This window comes from Primorskyibacter marinus (genome assembly GCF_003313245.1).
In the GTDB taxonomy this organism is placed as follows: Bacteria; Pseudomonadota; Alphaproteobacteria; order Rhodobacterales; family Rhodobacteraceae; genus Primorskyibacter; species Primorskyibacter marinus.
This window is the reverse complement of the sequence record NZ_QJSD01000006.1, coordinates 135,161-149,815: the sequence shown is the minus strand read 5'-3', so window position 1 is coordinate 149,815 and position 14,655 is coordinate 135,161. Positions and strand designations below refer to the sequence as shown.

The 14,655-nt window shown below is 60.6% G+C and carries 13 protein-coding genes; 3 read left to right on the top strand and 10 right to left on the bottom strand.

The annotated features are described in order from the left end of the window. Positions 1-8 precede the first annotated feature (8 nt). The 10 genes from DMZ65_RS10520 to DMZ65_RS10475 all read right to left on the bottom strand — a co-directional run bounded on the left by DMZ65_RS10520 (position 9) and on the right by DMZ65_RS10475 (position 11,184). Positions 9-1,055, bottom strand: coding sequence for an ABC transporter permease (locus tag DMZ65_RS10520; RefSeq protein WP_116598857.1), 1,047 nt, complete (start codon positions 1,053-1,055; stop codon positions 9-11). Between the two features lie 112 nt (positions 1,056-1,167). Next, positions 1,168-2,136 carry a glycine betaine ABC transporter substrate-binding protein gene (locus DMZ65_RS10515; protein WP_116598856.1) on the bottom strand — a complete coding sequence of 323 codons (969 nt, stop codon included), beginning with the start codon at positions 2,134-2,136 and terminating at the stop codon, positions 1,168-1,170. 73 nt (positions 2,137-2,209) lie between these two features. Beyond that, complete coding sequence (locus tag DMZ65_RS10510) at positions 2,210-3,181, bottom strand: ABC transporter substrate-binding protein (protein ID WP_116598855.1); 972 nt, start codon at positions 3,179-3,181, stop codon at positions 2,210-2,212. A gap of 744 nt (positions 3,182-3,925) precedes the next feature. Beyond that, complete coding sequence (locus DMZ65_RS10505) at positions 3,926-5,245, bottom strand: TRAP transporter large permease (RefSeq protein ID WP_116598854.1); 1,320 nt, start codon at positions 5,243-5,245, stop codon at positions 3,926-3,928. After that, positions 5,242-5,793: a TRAP transporter small permease gene (locus DMZ65_RS10500; RefSeq protein ID WP_116598853.1), complete on the bottom strand. Its 552-nt coding sequence runs from the start codon at positions 5,791-5,793 to the stop codon at positions 5,242-5,244. Before DMZ65_RS10500 ends, DMZ65_RS10505 begins: the two co-directional genes overlap by 4 nt. Positions 5,794-5,834: 41 nt before the next feature. Further along, the gene (locus DMZ65_RS10495; RefSeq protein ID WP_198662665.1) at positions 5,835-6,908 is read right to left on the bottom strand and encodes a C4-dicarboxylate TRAP transporter substrate-binding protein; all 1,074 of its coding nucleotides are present in this window, start codon (positions 6,906-6,908) and stop codon (positions 5,835-5,837) included. Positions 6,909-6,987: 79 nt separating this feature from the next. After that, positions 6,988-7,449 (bottom strand): SRPBCC family protein, encoded by a 462-nt coding sequence (locus DMZ65_RS10490; protein WP_116598852.1) that lies wholly within the window; start codon positions 7,447-7,449, stop codon positions 6,988-6,990. Further along, positions 7,446-9,812, bottom strand: a complete 2,367-nt coding sequence (locus tag DMZ65_RS10485) for a xanthine dehydrogenase family protein molybdopterin-binding subunit (protein WP_116598851.1) — start codon at positions 9,810-9,812, stop codon at positions 7,446-7,448. Before DMZ65_RS10485 ends, DMZ65_RS10490 begins: the two co-directional genes overlap by 4 nt. Next, a complete protein-coding gene (locus DMZ65_RS10480) occupies positions 9,809-10,327 on the bottom strand; it encodes a (2Fe-2S)-binding protein (protein WP_116598850.1) in 519 nt (172 codons plus the stop codon). Before DMZ65_RS10480 ends, DMZ65_RS10485 begins: the two co-directional genes overlap by 4 nt. Continuing rightward, positions 10,324-11,184, bottom strand: coding sequence for an FAD binding domain-containing protein (locus DMZ65_RS10475; protein WP_116598849.1), 861 nt, complete (start codon positions 11,182-11,184; stop codon positions 10,324-10,326). Before DMZ65_RS10475 ends, DMZ65_RS10480 begins: the two co-directional genes overlap by 4 nt. 151 nt (positions 11,185-11,335) lie before the next feature. Here DMZ65_RS10475 and DMZ65_RS10470 point away from each other — a divergent pair, with 151 nt between their 5' ends. The 3 genes from DMZ65_RS10470 to DMZ65_RS10460 all read left to right on the top strand — a co-directional run bounded on the left by DMZ65_RS10470 (position 11,336) and on the right by DMZ65_RS10460 (position 14,618). After that, positions 11,336-12,010 (top strand): TetR/AcrR family transcriptional regulator, encoded by a 675-nt coding sequence (locus tag DMZ65_RS10470; RefSeq protein WP_198662664.1) that lies wholly within the window; start codon positions 11,336-11,338, stop codon positions 12,008-12,010. Between the two features lie 496 nt (positions 12,011-12,506). Continuing rightward, positions 12,507-13,550 (top strand): LysR family transcriptional regulator, encoded by a 1,044-nt coding sequence (locus DMZ65_RS10465; protein ID WP_198662663.1) that lies wholly within the window; start codon positions 12,507-12,509, stop codon positions 13,548-13,550. A gap of 63 nt (positions 13,551-13,613) precedes the next feature. Next, entirely contained in the window at positions 13,614-14,618 is a 1,005-nt protein-coding gene (locus tag DMZ65_RS10460) for an ABC transporter ATP-binding protein (protein ID WP_198662662.1), read from the top strand. The last annotated feature ends 37 nt before the right edge of the window (positions 14,619-14,655 follow it).

The window sequence follows — 14,655 nt, the reverse complement described above, 5'->3', positions numbered from 1 at the left end:
CCGCTCCCTTATTTCGGCTGGCTGGAATTGATACGGGCAAGTGCTGCTTTGGTCACCCGGTCAAGAATGATTGCAAGCAGAACAATTCCCAGACCCGAAAGCAGGCCGACGCCCAGTTCCAGACTGCGGATGCCGCGCAGGACAAGCACGCCAAGGCCCGGTGCGGATACCAGCGATGCGATGACAACCATTGCAAGGCTCATCATGATGGTCTGGTTGACCCCGGCCATGATATTGGGCAAGGCCAGCGGAATTTGGACCCCGAACAGTTTTTGACGGCTGGTCATCCCAAAGGCGTCCGCGGCCTCGATTACGTCCTGGTCAACAAGGCGAATACCAAGGTCGGTCAGGCGCACCACGGGCACGATGGCGTAAAGAATGATCGCGATGCCGTATAGCTTTGGCTCCGTCACCGAAAAGAGGAAAATCAGCGGGATCAAATAGACAAAGGGCGGTAGGGTTTGCAGCATGTCGAGGATCGGGATCATGACCCGTTGCGTGCGGTCACTTCGCGACATTGCAATGCCTATCGGCACCCCAAATAACACACAAATGAAGGCACAGACGAAAATGATCGCCAGCGTCTGCATGGTGTAGTCATAATAGTCGATGAATGCGAGAAATCCAAAGCACAGAGCGACAAGCCCCACGAGTTTCAGCGACCGGCCAACCGCATAGGTGATCAGCATCAGCAGCGGGATCATGATCCACCACGGCACGGCCTGCATCACCCACAGCATTTCGTTCAGCGCCCAGCTAAGCGGTTGGGTCAACGGATCGACAACCACCTTGAGGCTGTCCTTGATATTCAGGAACCCGCTTTCCAAACCTGTGGTCAGGTCGCGCGATTGCGGAATCGCGTCGCAGGCGTCATGCAGATTGTCGAGCGACGGGAATGGCGTGTCCCATGCCGAAACCTCGACCGCGTCGCCAGTGGTTTGGCCGAGCAAGTCAGCCATCGACATCGGGCCGCTGCTGCCATTCTCGCCAGCGCCACTGCCATCGCACCAGTCCCGCAGGCCCAGCTTGTCGAATATGAAATCGTAAGTTGCCATCCGTCCCTCGTCCGGGGGCATTTCGCGGCCCCTCATGGTTCAGTTATCCAGCATTTGGAATGCAACGAACCGGCGCGTTATGTACCGGATCGTCGCAATTTGTGATCGTGCCTTATTCGCCCAAAAGCCTGGACAGACGCTGACGGGCATCATCGTTCAGCCAGTCAGCCCACCTGTCCTTGTTGTTTTGCAGAAAATACACGGCCGCCTCTTCGGTCGACGCGTTGTTTTCACCCTGCCAGGCCAGAAGCGCGCTCATCTCATCGGTCGAAAAGCTGATGTTGGAGATCAGTTTGGCCACTTCGGGTTCCCGTTCGGTAAAGCTGGTCGTGGCGACCGTATAGACAAGGCTGGGTGGATAGGCCGTTTTCTGTGGATTGCCGAAATCCGGGTCAAGATTGCTTTCGTGAAGCTCGGCGTTCGCCTCACCGATATCGACCATCGTCATGTCGAAACGGCCCATGATTGCCGTTGGTTCCCAGTAGTAACCGAACCACGGCTCTTTCGCCTCATAGGCGGCGGCAAGCGATGCGGCGAGAGTCTGGCCGGAACCGTGGTCGAAAATCTCTATTCCCGCGTCCTCGACGCCATAGGCCCGCGCGATGTTGTGGTTGATGATATTGCACACCCAGCCGCCATCGGGGCAGTTGTTGAAACGGTTGCCGACCAGTTCGGGGTTATCCAAGATCCCTTGAATCGTTTTCAACTCGGGATGTTCGTCGGCCAGATATGTCGGAATCCACCATGCCTCGATGCCGCCGGGGTCCAGAACCTGTGCCATGTCTTCGATCACGCCTTCGGCCTTCAGCTTATCATAAGCCTCGCCAGCCGAGTTTACCCAAAGTTCGGTAACGATGTCGGGTTCTTCGTTTTCCGCCAGCGAGGTCAGCGCCGGGATGGTATCCGAGGGCACGCGGGTCACGGTACAGCCGTAGCCCTGCTCCATCAAGAAGCTCGAAATTTCGGTGGTGATGATCGCCGAGGCGAATGTCATCTCGGTGATCGATACCTCGCCGCAATCGGCAAGCGCGGCGGCGGGAAAGGCGGCGCTGATAAGGGACGCAATAGCGGTTTTTTTCATGTTAGGTCTCTTTTTCTTGCTTTTATTGCCCTGAGAATCGGGCGGGACTACAATGGTCCCGCCCAATTTCGGATCACTTCAACAGTGCCGAAAGCTTCTCACGCGCGTCGTCATTGATCCACTCTTTCCAGATGTCGGCGTTATTGCTCAGGAAGTAGACGGCCGCCTCTTCGCTGCTGGCGTTGTTCTCGTCCATCCATGCCAGAAGGCCGCTCATCTGGTCGGTCTTGAACTGGACGTTGGACATCATCTCGGAAATCTCAGGGTGAGAGGCCTGAAAGTCCTTGGTCACGACGGTCAGGATCGGAGCGGTCGCAAATTCGGTCACGGCAGCATCCGGGGAATCCGCGTTCGCATTGGCTTTCTGCGCTGCCTCGTTCTCTTCACCCAAGCTGACCTTGGTCATGTCGAACTTGCCCAGCGGCGTGGTTGGACCCCAGTAGTAACCGAACCACGGCTTTTCGCTTTGAACTGCCGCCGCCATCGACGTGGCCAGCGTTTCGCCCGATCCGTGGTTGAACACCTCGATGCCCGAACCTTCCAGATCCATCGCGCGGATCAGGTTGTCGTTGACGATCCGGCAGCCCCAGCCATCAGGACAGTTGTTGAACATGCCGCCGACCAAATCAGGGTTCGCCATGACACCTTCGATGGTTTTCAGTTCGGGGTGCGCCTCGGCCAGATATGTCGGAATCCACCAGCCTTCGACGCCGCCGGGATCAAGAACGGACGTCAATTCGACGATCTTGCCGTCGGCCTTGATCTTCTTATAGGCGTCACCGGCCGAGTTCGGCCAAAGTTCCGGCACGATATCGGGTTCGTTGTTTTCCGACAGCGACGTGACGGCGGGCGTGGTGTCGGACGGTACGACGGTGACATCGCAGCCATAGCCTTGCTCCAGCAGGAAATTGGACACCGCAACCACGACACCGGCCGAGGCCCAGTTCATCTCGGCGATGGTGATTTCACCGCAATCCTCTTGTGCCATGGCCGCTCCGGGGGCGATGACGGCTGCAAGGGCAGCGCTAAGAATATAGCGTTTCATATTGGACACTCCTGTTTGTTTATTCAGTTTGGCAACCGCAAGGACGTCGCAGTTTGCCAGCAAAGCATCGTTATGGATGCCATCATCAGGTCTCCCTCTGCATGACGCAGGGGCCCCAACTCTTGTTGTTTGCCTGATAAGAAGATGGTCTGGTCCAACGCTTTTTGCTTCTACCAGAACCTACTACAACAGCGTAAATTTGCAACCCGACTGCCAATCCGCGCCAGTCGGGATGCTATCCGATGCTAGAACACATGCCCGTCCATGAAGCGGATTGAACACCAGATTCACCAATAGCTTCATCCAAGGCGTCGCTATAATTTGCAGTTACGAGCCGTGCATGTATTCCCATCAACGCCAAGGAAAGAGGTGCTTCCGGAAATCTGAACAGCCAGGATAAGTGGATTTTCCGCACAACAGTGGCATGATGCTGAGAGTGAGGAGAAGACCCTGATCGAGCGGGCACGGGGTGTTTGATGATGGCCTGAAAGCCAGGCCGGAACCGGAGATCGACGCTGCGCCAGCAATCGCTACAGCGTTCCATCCCGTTTCGCCGGAAAGATGTGTCGCAGCGCGCCATGCGGGCCGGATCGCGTTGGTGTCAGGTCCGCATGGCGCGACACCTGCGCCGTCAAGCAGGGGTCACAGCCGCCATACATCGCCCTGTCCGCGATCTTGGCCGAGGTTGCTGCGGGCGCAGACTTGCAACGCCGAGATACAGAAAGGTCAGCACGCACGGCGTCCTCAGCCGATGATAAGCTGCGGAAAGGCGGCGATCAGGAGCAGCACGGTCAACATCACCGCGACATAAGGCAGGGCACCTGCGAAAATCGACTCAAGGCGCACGTTGCGGTCACCGAGCGTTGAATGCACTGTAAAGATCGATATCCCGAATGGCGGCGTAAGCAGACCTACCTCGACGGCGATAACAGTGATGATGCCGAACTGGATCAGGTCGTACCCAAGGCTCTGCGCAATTGGGGCCGCGATGGGCACCACGATCAACAGGATCGAGCTGCTGTCGAGGATCATGCCCAAGAGCAGCACCAACACAACATAGACCAAAAGGAAACCCACCGGGCCAAAGCCGCTGTCGGTGACAAAGGTTCCGATGGCCGACGGAATTCCAGCCACGGCCAGCATCTGGCTGTAGAACCCCGCAGCAACCAGCAGCGCCAGAATGCCTACTGAGATCGTGCCGGTCTCGCTCAAAACGGCCCAGCAGCGCCGCAGGTCGAGGCTGCGGCGCAACACCGCAATTACAAGTGCGGCAAAGGCACCGACGCCGCCGGCCTCGGTAGGGGTGAAAAAGCCGCTATAGAGCCCGCCCAACACGAAGGTGACCAGCACGATGATGGGGGTGATCTTGCGCAGGATCTCTGGCAGCGTCATCTGCGGATAGCTCTCTCGGTCCGGCTGGCCCGGGGCGTCCTGCTTGGCAAAGACCAGCCCCGGCGCGAATTTCGCCGCAAACAGGATCCACAGAACGAAGCCGCCAGCCAGCAGCGCGCCCGGCACGAGGCCGGCAATGAACATCCGCCCGATGGATTGCTCGGCCAGTACGCCATAGATGATCAGCAGCAGGCTCGGCGGGATCAACATGCCCAGCACCGAGCTGCCGGCAACCGTCCCGGCGGAAAAGGATGGGGCATAGCCGTGGCGGGTCATCTCCGGCACCGCGACCTTGGTAAACACCGCCGCCGAGGCGATCGATACACCGGTGACGGCGGCAAAGACGGTATTCGCCGCAACCGTGGCGATGCCCAGCCCGCCCAGCAGACGCCGCAGCCCGGCCTCGGCCACATCGAAGGTGTCCTTGCCGACATTCGAGATGCTGACCAGGTGGCCCATCAGCACGAACAGAGGAATGGTGGCAAAGAGATAGCTGGCCACGCCATTATAGGTGGCGATCGACATCAGCCGCATCGACAGGTCGAAGTTGTCGCGCATGATCCAGACGCCGGCGAAGGCCACGGCCATGAGCGCGATGGCGATCCTCATCCCGAGCAGGACCAAGGCAAAGAGCACGCCTATGAGGATCAGTCCGATAGTGATATTGCTCATGGCAGCGGCCTCCGGGGCATGCGGAATTTTGCGGCGCAGTCCGCGGCCACGACGATGAAGGCAAGGCTTGTGGCGGCCCCGCCGATCACCACCAGCAGGTGAAAGGGCACGGTCGGCAGCGTCCAGACCCCGCGCACTCCGAAGAAGTCCGAACTGACCCAGGCGTCATGGGTGTCGGGCAGGGCGGCGATTGCCACCAGCGCGAAAATCCCCGCCCCGGCCAGCGCGAACAGGGTGTCCAGCAGATGCAGGGCGCGCGGCGACAGCCGCTCGATCCCGCGCAATAGGAAATCCGACCGGATCAGCGTGCCGTTCAGCGCCGCTGGCGGCAGCAGCAGAAAGACAATGGCCCCGACCGAGCGGGCCGAAATTTCGGCCACGCCGATGATCGGCGCGGCCAGAAGGTTGCGGCTGATCACGTCGGCGACGATCAGCATCATGATCCCAAAGATCCACAGGGCACCGACCGCCGCCATGGCGTTCAGGACCAAGGCCAGCCCGCGCCGCAGCGCAGGCAGGCCGGGGGCGGATGATGTGGCGCGTTGCATGGGGTCTCCCTCGTGACGCTCGTTCGGTTGTGGCAGCGGGCTCAGAGCCCGGCGGACCAATCCCGTGCCGGGGTGATGCCGCGGGTCTCGAGTTCGGCAAAATAGGCCTCGAGCACCGTGGCCGCCGGAGCGCCATTGGCATCAAGCCAAGGTTTGGTGACATTCGGCAGCGCGGCCGCCCAGCGTGCGCGCTCGGCGCTGGCCATCTCGGACACCTGTAGCCCGGCGGCTTTCATCTCGGTCATCGCTTCGGTCGCCCGCTTGGTGATATAGTCCCCATGGGCGCGCGAGGTGATCCGCCCGGCCTCTTTCAGGGCCGCCTGTACGGGCGCGGGGGCACGGTCGAAAAAGCGTTTGTTCACGGCGATTCCGCCGAAATACATCGACCCGAAGCCCACCCGCGACAGATGAGGTGCCACCTCATAGACCCGTGTTGGCTGAATGCCGGTGGCAAAGGACAGCGTTCCCTCGGACACACCGGTCTGAATATCGGTGTAATAGGTGGTCAGCGCGCCATCGACCGGCGAACACCCGGTGCCCGCCAGCCAGTTGGCCGAGGTGCCCGGCGCATTCAGGCGGCGGTTGGCGATGTCATCAACCGAGGTGATCGGGAAGGTGGCATAGACGTCGTAGCTGTCGGTCACCAGCGAGGACAGGTGCACCATGTTCTGATCGGTCCAGCCTGCGCGCAGTTCGGGCAGATCTTCGGTCAGCTTGTCGAAAATGTCGATGGTGACATTGTGGTCGGCATTGGCGAAGGGGGTGAAATAGGTCACGTTCTGGAGCGGCATGGCCGAGCCTTCCCAGACCGTGCCCACCATGCCGACATCGACAATGCCGTCGCGCACCGCGGCGCGCGTGTCCTTGAACTTGTAGAGCGTGCCGCCGTAATTCTCGTTCCAGCTCACAGAATAGTCGCCACCTGCATCCGCCAGTAGCTTGTCCAGCGCCGGTTGCAGGGCGTTCTGCATGGCGTAGACCCAGATATTGTTCGTCGGGTGGCTCGATCCGATCTGGATCGAGATGTTTTCAGCCGCGATGCTGCGCGTGTTCAGGAACGGCATGGCAAGCGCCGCCGATGTGGTGGTCAGAAAGGCTCTGCGTGTTGTGGTCATTGGTGTCCTCCTCCCAAGGATGTGTCTTGTTCTGCGCAGTGTCCCGCAGCGCATGCTGCCACCGCCCTGCGCGCGCGGTTCATACTGGTTCGGCGGTTTCCGGTACCGCCAGAATTTCGGACAGGTTGGCGAAAAATGCGTCGGTCAGCTTCTGCGCCGTGGATTTGATCAGCCGACTGCCGAGCGCGGCCAGCTTGCCGCCCACCGCGACATCCGCATCATACCGCAGGCGCACGCCCGTGCCTTCGGGTGTCAGCGTGACCTGTGCCGCCCCCTTGGCAAACCCGGCAATCCCGCCCGAGCCCTTGCCCGACAGCGTACAGGAGTGCCCCGGCACGATGTCGCTGAGCACCACGTCGCCCTTGAATCGGGCCGAGACCGGGCCGACCTTCAACTTCACCACGGCGGCGAATTCGGTATCACTGGTCTGATCGAGGCTTTCGCAGCCCGGAATGGCCGCGGCCAGCACCTCCCGATCGAAGAGCGCGGCCCAGACGGTCATCGGGTCGGCGTCGAGAAACTGCTCTCCTTCGAGCTTCATGGGGCGGTCCTTTCCTGTAGAGCTGCATCAAGCGCATCAAGTATGCGCAGCGGGGTCATCGGGGTCTGGGTGAGACAGGCACCGAAGGGGCGCAGGGCGTCGTTCACCGCGTTCATCGCGGCGGCCCCGGCGGCGGCAGTGCCGGCTTCGCCGACGCCCTTGGCACCCAGGATGGTGTCCTGCGTCGGCGTCTCTATATGGGCGATCTCGATATCCGGCATCTCCACCGCCATCGGGACGAGGTATTCGGCCAGCGAGCCATTGGTCAGCTGCCCGTCCGCGTCATATTGGCATTCCTCGAAAAGGGCAGGGCCGAGCCCCTGCACCACGCCGCCGCGGATCTGTTCGTCGACCAGCAGCGGGTTGATGATGCGGCCGCAATCCTCGACCACCCAGTGCTTCAAGAGCTTCACGAGTCCGGTTTCCGTATCCACCTCGACGAGGCTTCCCTGAATGCCGTTGGTGAAATCGAACGGATACCCCACGGGCGCGAAGTGGTGCGCCACGGTCAGGGAATGGTCGACCCCGTCGGGCAGCGTGTCGGGACGGTAGGTGGCGATCCGGCCGATTTCCTCCAGCGCGATGCGCGGAGCGCCGCTGGCGGCATCGACCACGGCGCCCCCGGCCAACCGCAAGGTTGCCGGGTCGGCCTGCACCAGAGCACCGGCCAGCGTCAGGATGCGGTCACGCAGTTGCCGTCCCGCACGCAGCGCGGTTTCGCCGCCGATACCGGCACCGCGGCAGGCCCAGTTGGCACCGCCGCTTGGCGTGGTCGCGGTATCGCCGGTGGTGACACTCACCCGCTCGGGGGCAACCCCAAGCTGGTCGGCCACGACCTGCGCGATGATCGTTTCAGTGCCCTGGCCCTGTTCGGTCACGGAGATCGCGCAATGGATGTCACCCGAGGGCAGCATCCGCACCACCGCCCCGTCTTGCGCCGAGATCCGCGCCCCGCCGATGCCGTAGAAGGTCGCGCCGGGGTTGGTGATCTCGACGAAAGAGGCGATGCCGAAGCCGCGATAGATGCCGCGGGTGCGCAAGGCGGCCTGCTCGGCGCGCAGGGCGTCGGGGTCCATCATCTCGCGTAGGCGGGCAAGACAAGCCTGATGCGACAGCTTCTCGAACTGGTAGCCGGTTGCCGAGACATGCGGATAAGCGTCGTCGGCGATGAGGTTGCGGGCGCGGATCTCAAACGGATCGCAGCCGGTGGCCTCTGCCGCGCGTTCGACCAGCGCCTCGGTCACGGCACAGGCGATGGGATGGCCCACCGCGCGGTACTGGCTGGTCTGCACCTTGTTCTGAAAGGCGACCGAGAGCTTCCCGCGATAGTCGGGCATCCGGTAGGGCGCGCCCATCAGGCGGATCACCTGATTGCCCTCGGCGGCACTGGTGCGCGGATAGGCCGAAACCGCGCCGATCCGGGTCAGGTCGTCGACCTCCATCGCAAGGATTGTGCCATCCGCCGCCACCGCCATCCGGCCGTGCACGTCATGGTCGCGCGCGTGGATGTCCGAAACAAAGCTTTCCAGCCGGTCCGCCACATAGCGCACCGGCCGCCCGAGGATCAGGCTGGCGGCGACGGTGCCCATCTCTTCGTTGTAGACATGCAGCTTCATCCCGAAGGAGCCGCCCACATCTGGCGCGATGACCCGGACCTTGCCTTCCGGCAGTCCGAAATGTCGGGCGTAGACATCCTGAAACTGATAGGGGGTCTGGGTGCCGTGATGCACTGTCAACGCCCCGCTGGCGGGATCGTAATCCGCCACCACCGCGCGCGGCTCGAGGGTCACCGCAGTATGTCGCCCGAAGGTGAACGCGGCCTCGACCACATGCGCCGCCTCCGTAAAGGCCCGGTCCACATCCGGCGTTTCGAGCAGCGTCTCGTAGCACAGGTTGCTGTCGGTGGCCTCATTGGCCCGCGGGGCACCGGGCTGTAGCACCGGGGCGCCGCCGGTCACCGGCTCCGTGTCCTCGATATCCACCAGCACCTGATCGGCGGCATCCTCGGCCTCGGCTCGGCTGCGCGCGAGGATCATCGCGACCGGATGGCCGGCCCAGAGCACCTCGTTCTCGGCGAGAATGTTCATCGGGGGGCTCTGCATTCCCGCGAAGTGATCCAATGTGCCGACCCAAGGCTGGCAGCGCGGGTTCAGATCCGCAGCGGTAAAGATGCGCAGGACCCCGGGGCAAAGCGACGCCGCCTCGGTATCGATGTCGAGGATCCGGCCCTTGGCCATCGGGCTGCGCACGAAGACCGCGTGCAGCATCCGCGGCAACGCAAGATCACTGACAAAGCGCCCGCGCCCGGCTAGATGGCGGCGGGCATTTTCGCGGCGCTGGGACTGGCCGATATGCAGGGTCATTCCGCCGCCTCCGTATTTGTTGGCGCGGTTTGAGCCGACTCTGTCGCCGCGGTCCGCGCTCGGCCGGTGGCGGCGATGGCATCGACAATCGCCTCGTAGCCGGTGCAGCGGCAGTAATTGCCCGAGAGCGCGTCGCGGATCTCGTCGCGCGAGGGTGCCGCGTTGCGCGCCAGCAGCGCCTGCGCGCTCATCAGCATGCCGCTGGTGCAATAGCCGCATTGCAGCGCGTTGCGGTCGTGGAAATTCTCCTGAAGGTCGGCGACCGCCCCGGTTTCGGTCAGCCCTTCGACGGTCTCGACCGTGCCGCCCTCGGCCTGTACTGCCAGCACGAGGCAGGCATGTACCGGCGCGCCGTCGAGCAGCACCAGACAGGCACCACAGGCACCCATCTCGCAGCCCAGATGGGTGCCTGTGAGGCCCAGATCATCGCGCAGGAAATCCGCAAGACTGCTGCGCGGTGTCACCGCCTCTTGCACCGGAGTGCCGTTGACTTTGGTATTCACGAGGACCTTCATGGCCGGGTCTCCATCTGGTTCAGAACCCGTCCCAGAAGGACGCGCGCAAGCTGCAAGCGACGGTGAGCGGGAAAGCCCGGATCATCCGGCGGATCGAGGTCTTCGGCCAGACTGGCCTGAGCGCGCGCAACGCTCTCGCGCGACAGCGGCGCGCCGATCAGCGCCGCCTGCGCTGCCTTGGCCCGCACCGGGGTGAACCCCACCGAGAAAAACGCGATCGAGGCATCGACAACCATGCCTTCCTCCAAATCGGCTTGGGCCGCGGCACCGACCATGGCGTAATCGCCCCGGCGCCGCGCAATCTCGTCAAAGGCAAAGACACGGCCGGCGGGCGGCAGGGGGACGTGTACCGCGGTCAGGATCTCGCCAGGGGCGAGGGCGGTCTCGTAGAGGTCGAGGAAGAACTCATCGGCGGGGACATGCCTGCTGCCATCGGGGCCGATGATCTCGATCTCAGCGCGCAGGGCCAGCACCGCCGCGGGAAACTCCGACGCCGGATCGGCCAGCGCCAGATTGCCGCCGAGGGTGCCACGGTTGCGGATCGCGGGATGCGCCACATGCGGAGCGGCCAGCGCGAGTAGCGGCGCATGGCGCGCGACAAGCGGGTTGTCCATCACCTCGGCGTGGCGGGTCATCGCGCCGATGCGCAGCGCGTCGTCCTGCACCGCGACACCGTAAAGATCGGCAATTCCAGAGATGTCGATCAGCCGGGACGGTGCCTGAAGGCGCAGCGCCATGGACGGCACCACACTGTGCCCTCCCGACAGGTAGACCGCATCGCCCTCCACTTCCGAATGGAGGTGCCAAGCCTCTTCCGGGCTGCGTGCACGCAGGTATTCGAACGCTGGTAGTTTCACTTCCCCTCCCTCTCCGGTCGAAAGTCCCCTGAACACAAATGACCGATTGGTCACTTATCTAAAGCATCGCGTCGAACGCAGGTCAAGAGAAAATGACCACTTGGTTACTTTTTTGAATTCCGTTATCATTCCATCAAAAAGAGGCCGCATGATGTCAGACCCAAAGACCGATACCGGGCGTCCGCGCCGCAAAAACATGCGCGCCGCAGAGCGCGAAAAACTGATCGTTGAGGAGGCTGTCCGGTTCTTCGCGGAATCGGGTTTTGAGGGCCAGACGCGCGAACTTGCCAAGCGGATGGGAGTCTCGCACGCGGTGATTTACCGCCACTTCGACAGCAAGGACGCGCTGATCGAGCGGGTCTACGATCACGTCTATCTGAAGCGTTGGAACCCGGAGTGGGAGCAACTGATTCTCGACCGCGATCGTCCGCTGCAAGAGCGGCTGACACAGTTCTACGTCGCTTATGCCGAACGGGTCTTCGACTATGACTGGGTCCGGCTATTCGTGTCCTCGGGGCTGAAGTCCTACGGATTAACCGAACGCTATCTCGACATCATCCGGACAAGGATCATCGAGCCCGCAGCACAGGAGCTACGCGAATCTCGTGGCGGGCCCGAAGCCCCGCCCCCATCAGATACCCCTCCTGCGGAAGAGGTCGAGCTCTTCTGGGGCCTGCACGGGGCGGTATTTTACATCGCCATCCGAAAATACGTCTACAACATTCCACTCGAGATCAACGTGGAGGCGACCGTGCGGGCCACCGTGGCGAATTTCTTCGAAGGCGTCCTTCACGGCACTCGTCAAACAAACAGGCAGGAGTTCTGACTTGAGGCAACGCGCGCAGTTGACGCCCTTTGGGCACACCGATCGGTCAACGGGAACTCTCCAAATTTCGCAGAAGGTCAGTGTCTGTGCAACGCAGCGTGAGACCGACTGACCTTCCGCATTCTATGGTTTGAGGTGCCTTTGGATTTGTAGCCGCTTTGCCTGCTAGGGCCTCGTTTCAGCGACTTGCGCCGTACTGAAGCACCGGATCCGTGCATCTGGAACATGTTCTTCGCCAGATCGCGCCCAACGGTGACAATCTTCGGCATGACCGTCCTTCTTTGTGCATCATTGTGCATCATTGCGGACCCGCCTTGCCAGCTTGAGGCCGTCACATCATCACGGCCATTTTGCTTCGGGACGTTGCCAAGACAATTCACGTTGAGCTTGTGTGGCATTTACAACATCTTACGGTGATCGAGCCGCATCACTATCAAGCCACGCCCTGGCCATGCAACGATGGAGCTCTGTTTATGGACCGTATCTTAGTTCCAGAATGTGGATCAAAATGTCTCCTACATTAAAGCAGCTTGAAATTCTAAAGGCGGTCGTAACCACAGGTTCGATCAGCCAAGCTGCACGCTTGGTGGGGCTTTCTCAACCGACTCTGTCACAGCAGATTGCCAAGATGGAAAAATCTCTGGACACTCAATTGTTCGTGCGCGGGCGAAGCTCGGTGTTTCATCTGACGGCGCCGGGGGAGTACTGGTATCAGTTTGCCGTCGATATTCTCGATCGACATGCCTCTGCCGAGATTTTTCATGAAACCCATTTTAAACAAGACCGCATTCAACTGCGTTTCAGTTCGCCCTACGCGCTTCGTCTTTGGTTCTTTAACAAAGTGGCGGAATTGGCGGTTTCGGACCCCAAAATAGGCGGCTTGGAATTTGTCGGCAGCCGAAACTCTTCCGATGTCTTGGACATGTTGTCCATGCATCAGATCAATTGCGGTGTCGTGAACGAAGCCTTTTTGACAGGTAGGAACTCCAATCTTCACGTCACAAGAGTTTTCAGCGATCGCACCGTCTGGCTGGTGCCCGAGGCAATCCCGCACGAGGTGATTCAAACCGTTATAAATACCTGTAAAGCCCCGGAAGAGCCGAATTATGTTGCCTTGAAACGCTATGTTGACTTGGGCACATTGGCCCCGTGGAGAGATCACACTCAGGGATGGTTTCGCAGCCACCTGCCGCTTGCGATGCCATTTTTTCGTTGTCCCGAAAATGTGGGTGCTGCGCGGCTTGTTGCGGAGGGTTTGGCCACGGCTCATGTGCCTTTGTCGTTGACTATACGTCTTCCTCAAGAGTTGCGCAGCCGCGTCCGTATGTATGAAATCGACGGTGCCCGGTTCAACGTTAGCTTTGTTGCCCCCAAACATTACCAATCCATCCCAGCATTTGTCGCGTTTCAAAAACGGCTGTGCGAGGACGTAAGAAGCGAGTTTGAAGGCGAGAGGCAGCTGGCCGACCTTAAGCGTGTCTCGATGACTGATCCTTGTGCAACGGCTGTTGGGCCTGCCATCGTGTCCGCTGCTGAGTAAACAGATGCAATTCCTGCTATTGCGTTTTCTTATGTAAGTTTAGGTTTCGCAGGTCTCCGAGATGTGATTGTTGATGGTGAGAGATTTTCTCAATGGAGGGAATATCGTGGCGATACTATGCCGATAGCGGCGATTTCGGTTGAGAGCCTCGCAAAACAACTTGGTGCCCGAAATGTTCTCAAAGGGATCAACCTCACCATTGAGGAAGGGCAGCGCGCCGCCCTGCTGGGGCCGAACGGTGCCGGCAAGACTACTCTTGTCAATATTTTGTGCGGGCTGACATCGCCAGATTCCGGCAAAGCCATCGTGGCGGGGCATGATGTTGTGCGCCAGACTATGGTGGCACGCGCGCAAATTGGCGTCGTTTTTCAGGATAGCAGTCTGGATACTCGGCTGAGCGTGGCAGAAAATCTGGAATTTCATGGGCTTGTCTATGGAATGACGCGCAAGGCCCGCAGGGCGCAGATCGAAGTGATGCTCAACCTTGTCGAGCTGACAGATTGGCGCAACACAGTCGTGCGCAGCTTGTCAGGCGGAATGAAGCGGCGTCTTGAGATTGCCCGCGCCCTCCTGCATAAGCCACGCATCCTTTTCCTGGATGAACCGACCACCGGGCTGGACACTCAAACACGGGATCGGATTTGGCTTTATTTGGATCGACTAAGCCGTGACACCGGCCTTACGGTACTGGTCACGACCCATTACACCGAAGAGGTCGAACATTTCGATCAGGTGTCCATCATCGATCACGGCCAAATCATCGCGAACGGTGCCCCGTTTGATCTCAAGGCAAAGCATGGCACGACCCGTCTTTTGGTGAAACCGCGCAGCAAAGAGGCAATGGACAAGATCACGGGCGTGTGGCCAAAGGCACAAGCCACCGATAACACCCTGTCTGTTCCCATTTCAAAGAACAGCGAGATTGATCAGTTTCTGAAAGCCTTTGGCCGCGATGTCAGCAGCCTGGAAGTCGAAAGCGCAACATTGGCCAGCGTTTTTTTGTCCTTGACGGGTCGCGAGCTGCGGGATCGTGTTGAGCGGGCAAGCGAGAAAGGGCGCGCATCGTGACCGCCTTGCTTAAATCGAGCGCGCCGCTAGTCGGGCT

What these genes read in the sequence shown, in the direction of transcription:
- DMZ65_RS10485 (WP_116598851.1), bottom strand. Translation starts at nt 9,812, where the DNA reads ATGACCCTGCATATCGGCCAGTCCCAGCGCCGCGAAAATGCCCGCCGC.
- DMZ65_RS10490 (WP_116598852.1), bottom strand. Translation starts at nt 7,449, where the DNA reads ATGAAGCTCGAAGGAGAGCAGTTTCTCGACGCCGACCCGATGACCGTC.
- DMZ65_RS10500 (WP_116598853.1), bottom strand. Translation starts at nt 5,793, where the DNA reads ATGCAACGCGCCACATCATCCGCCCCCGGCCTGCCTGCGCTGCGGCGC.
- DMZ65_RS10520 (WP_116598857.1), bottom strand. Translation starts at nt 1,055, where the DNA reads ATGGCAACTTACGATTTCATATTCGACAAGCTGGGCCTGCGGGACTGG.
- DMZ65_RS10505 (WP_116598854.1), bottom strand. Translation starts at nt 5,245, where the DNA reads ATGAGCAATATCACTATCGGACTGATCCTCATAGGCGTGCTCTTTGCC.
- DMZ65_RS10510 (WP_116598855.1), bottom strand. Translation starts at nt 3,181, where the DNA reads ATGAAACGCTATATTCTTAGCGCTGCCCTTGCAGCCGTCATCGCCCCC.
- DMZ65_RS10470 (WP_198662664.1), top strand. Translation starts at nt 11,336, where the DNA reads ATGTCAGACCCAAAGACCGATACCGGGCGTCCGCGCCGCAAAAACATG.
- DMZ65_RS10515 (WP_116598856.1), bottom strand. Translation starts at nt 2,136, where the DNA reads ATGAAAAAAACCGCTATTGCGTCCCTTATCAGCGCCGCCTTTCCCGCC.
- DMZ65_RS10480 (WP_116598850.1), bottom strand. Translation starts at nt 10,327, where the DNA reads ATGAAGGTCCTCGTGAATACCAAAGTCAACGGCACTCCGGTGCAAGAG.
- DMZ65_RS10465 (WP_198662663.1), top strand. Translation starts at nt 12,507, where the DNA reads ATGTGGATCAAAATGTCTCCTACATTAAAGCAGCTTGAAATTCTAAAG.
- DMZ65_RS10495 (WP_198662665.1), bottom strand. Translation starts at nt 6,908, where the DNA reads ATGACCACAACACGCAGAGCCTTTCTGACCACCACATCGGCGGCGCTT.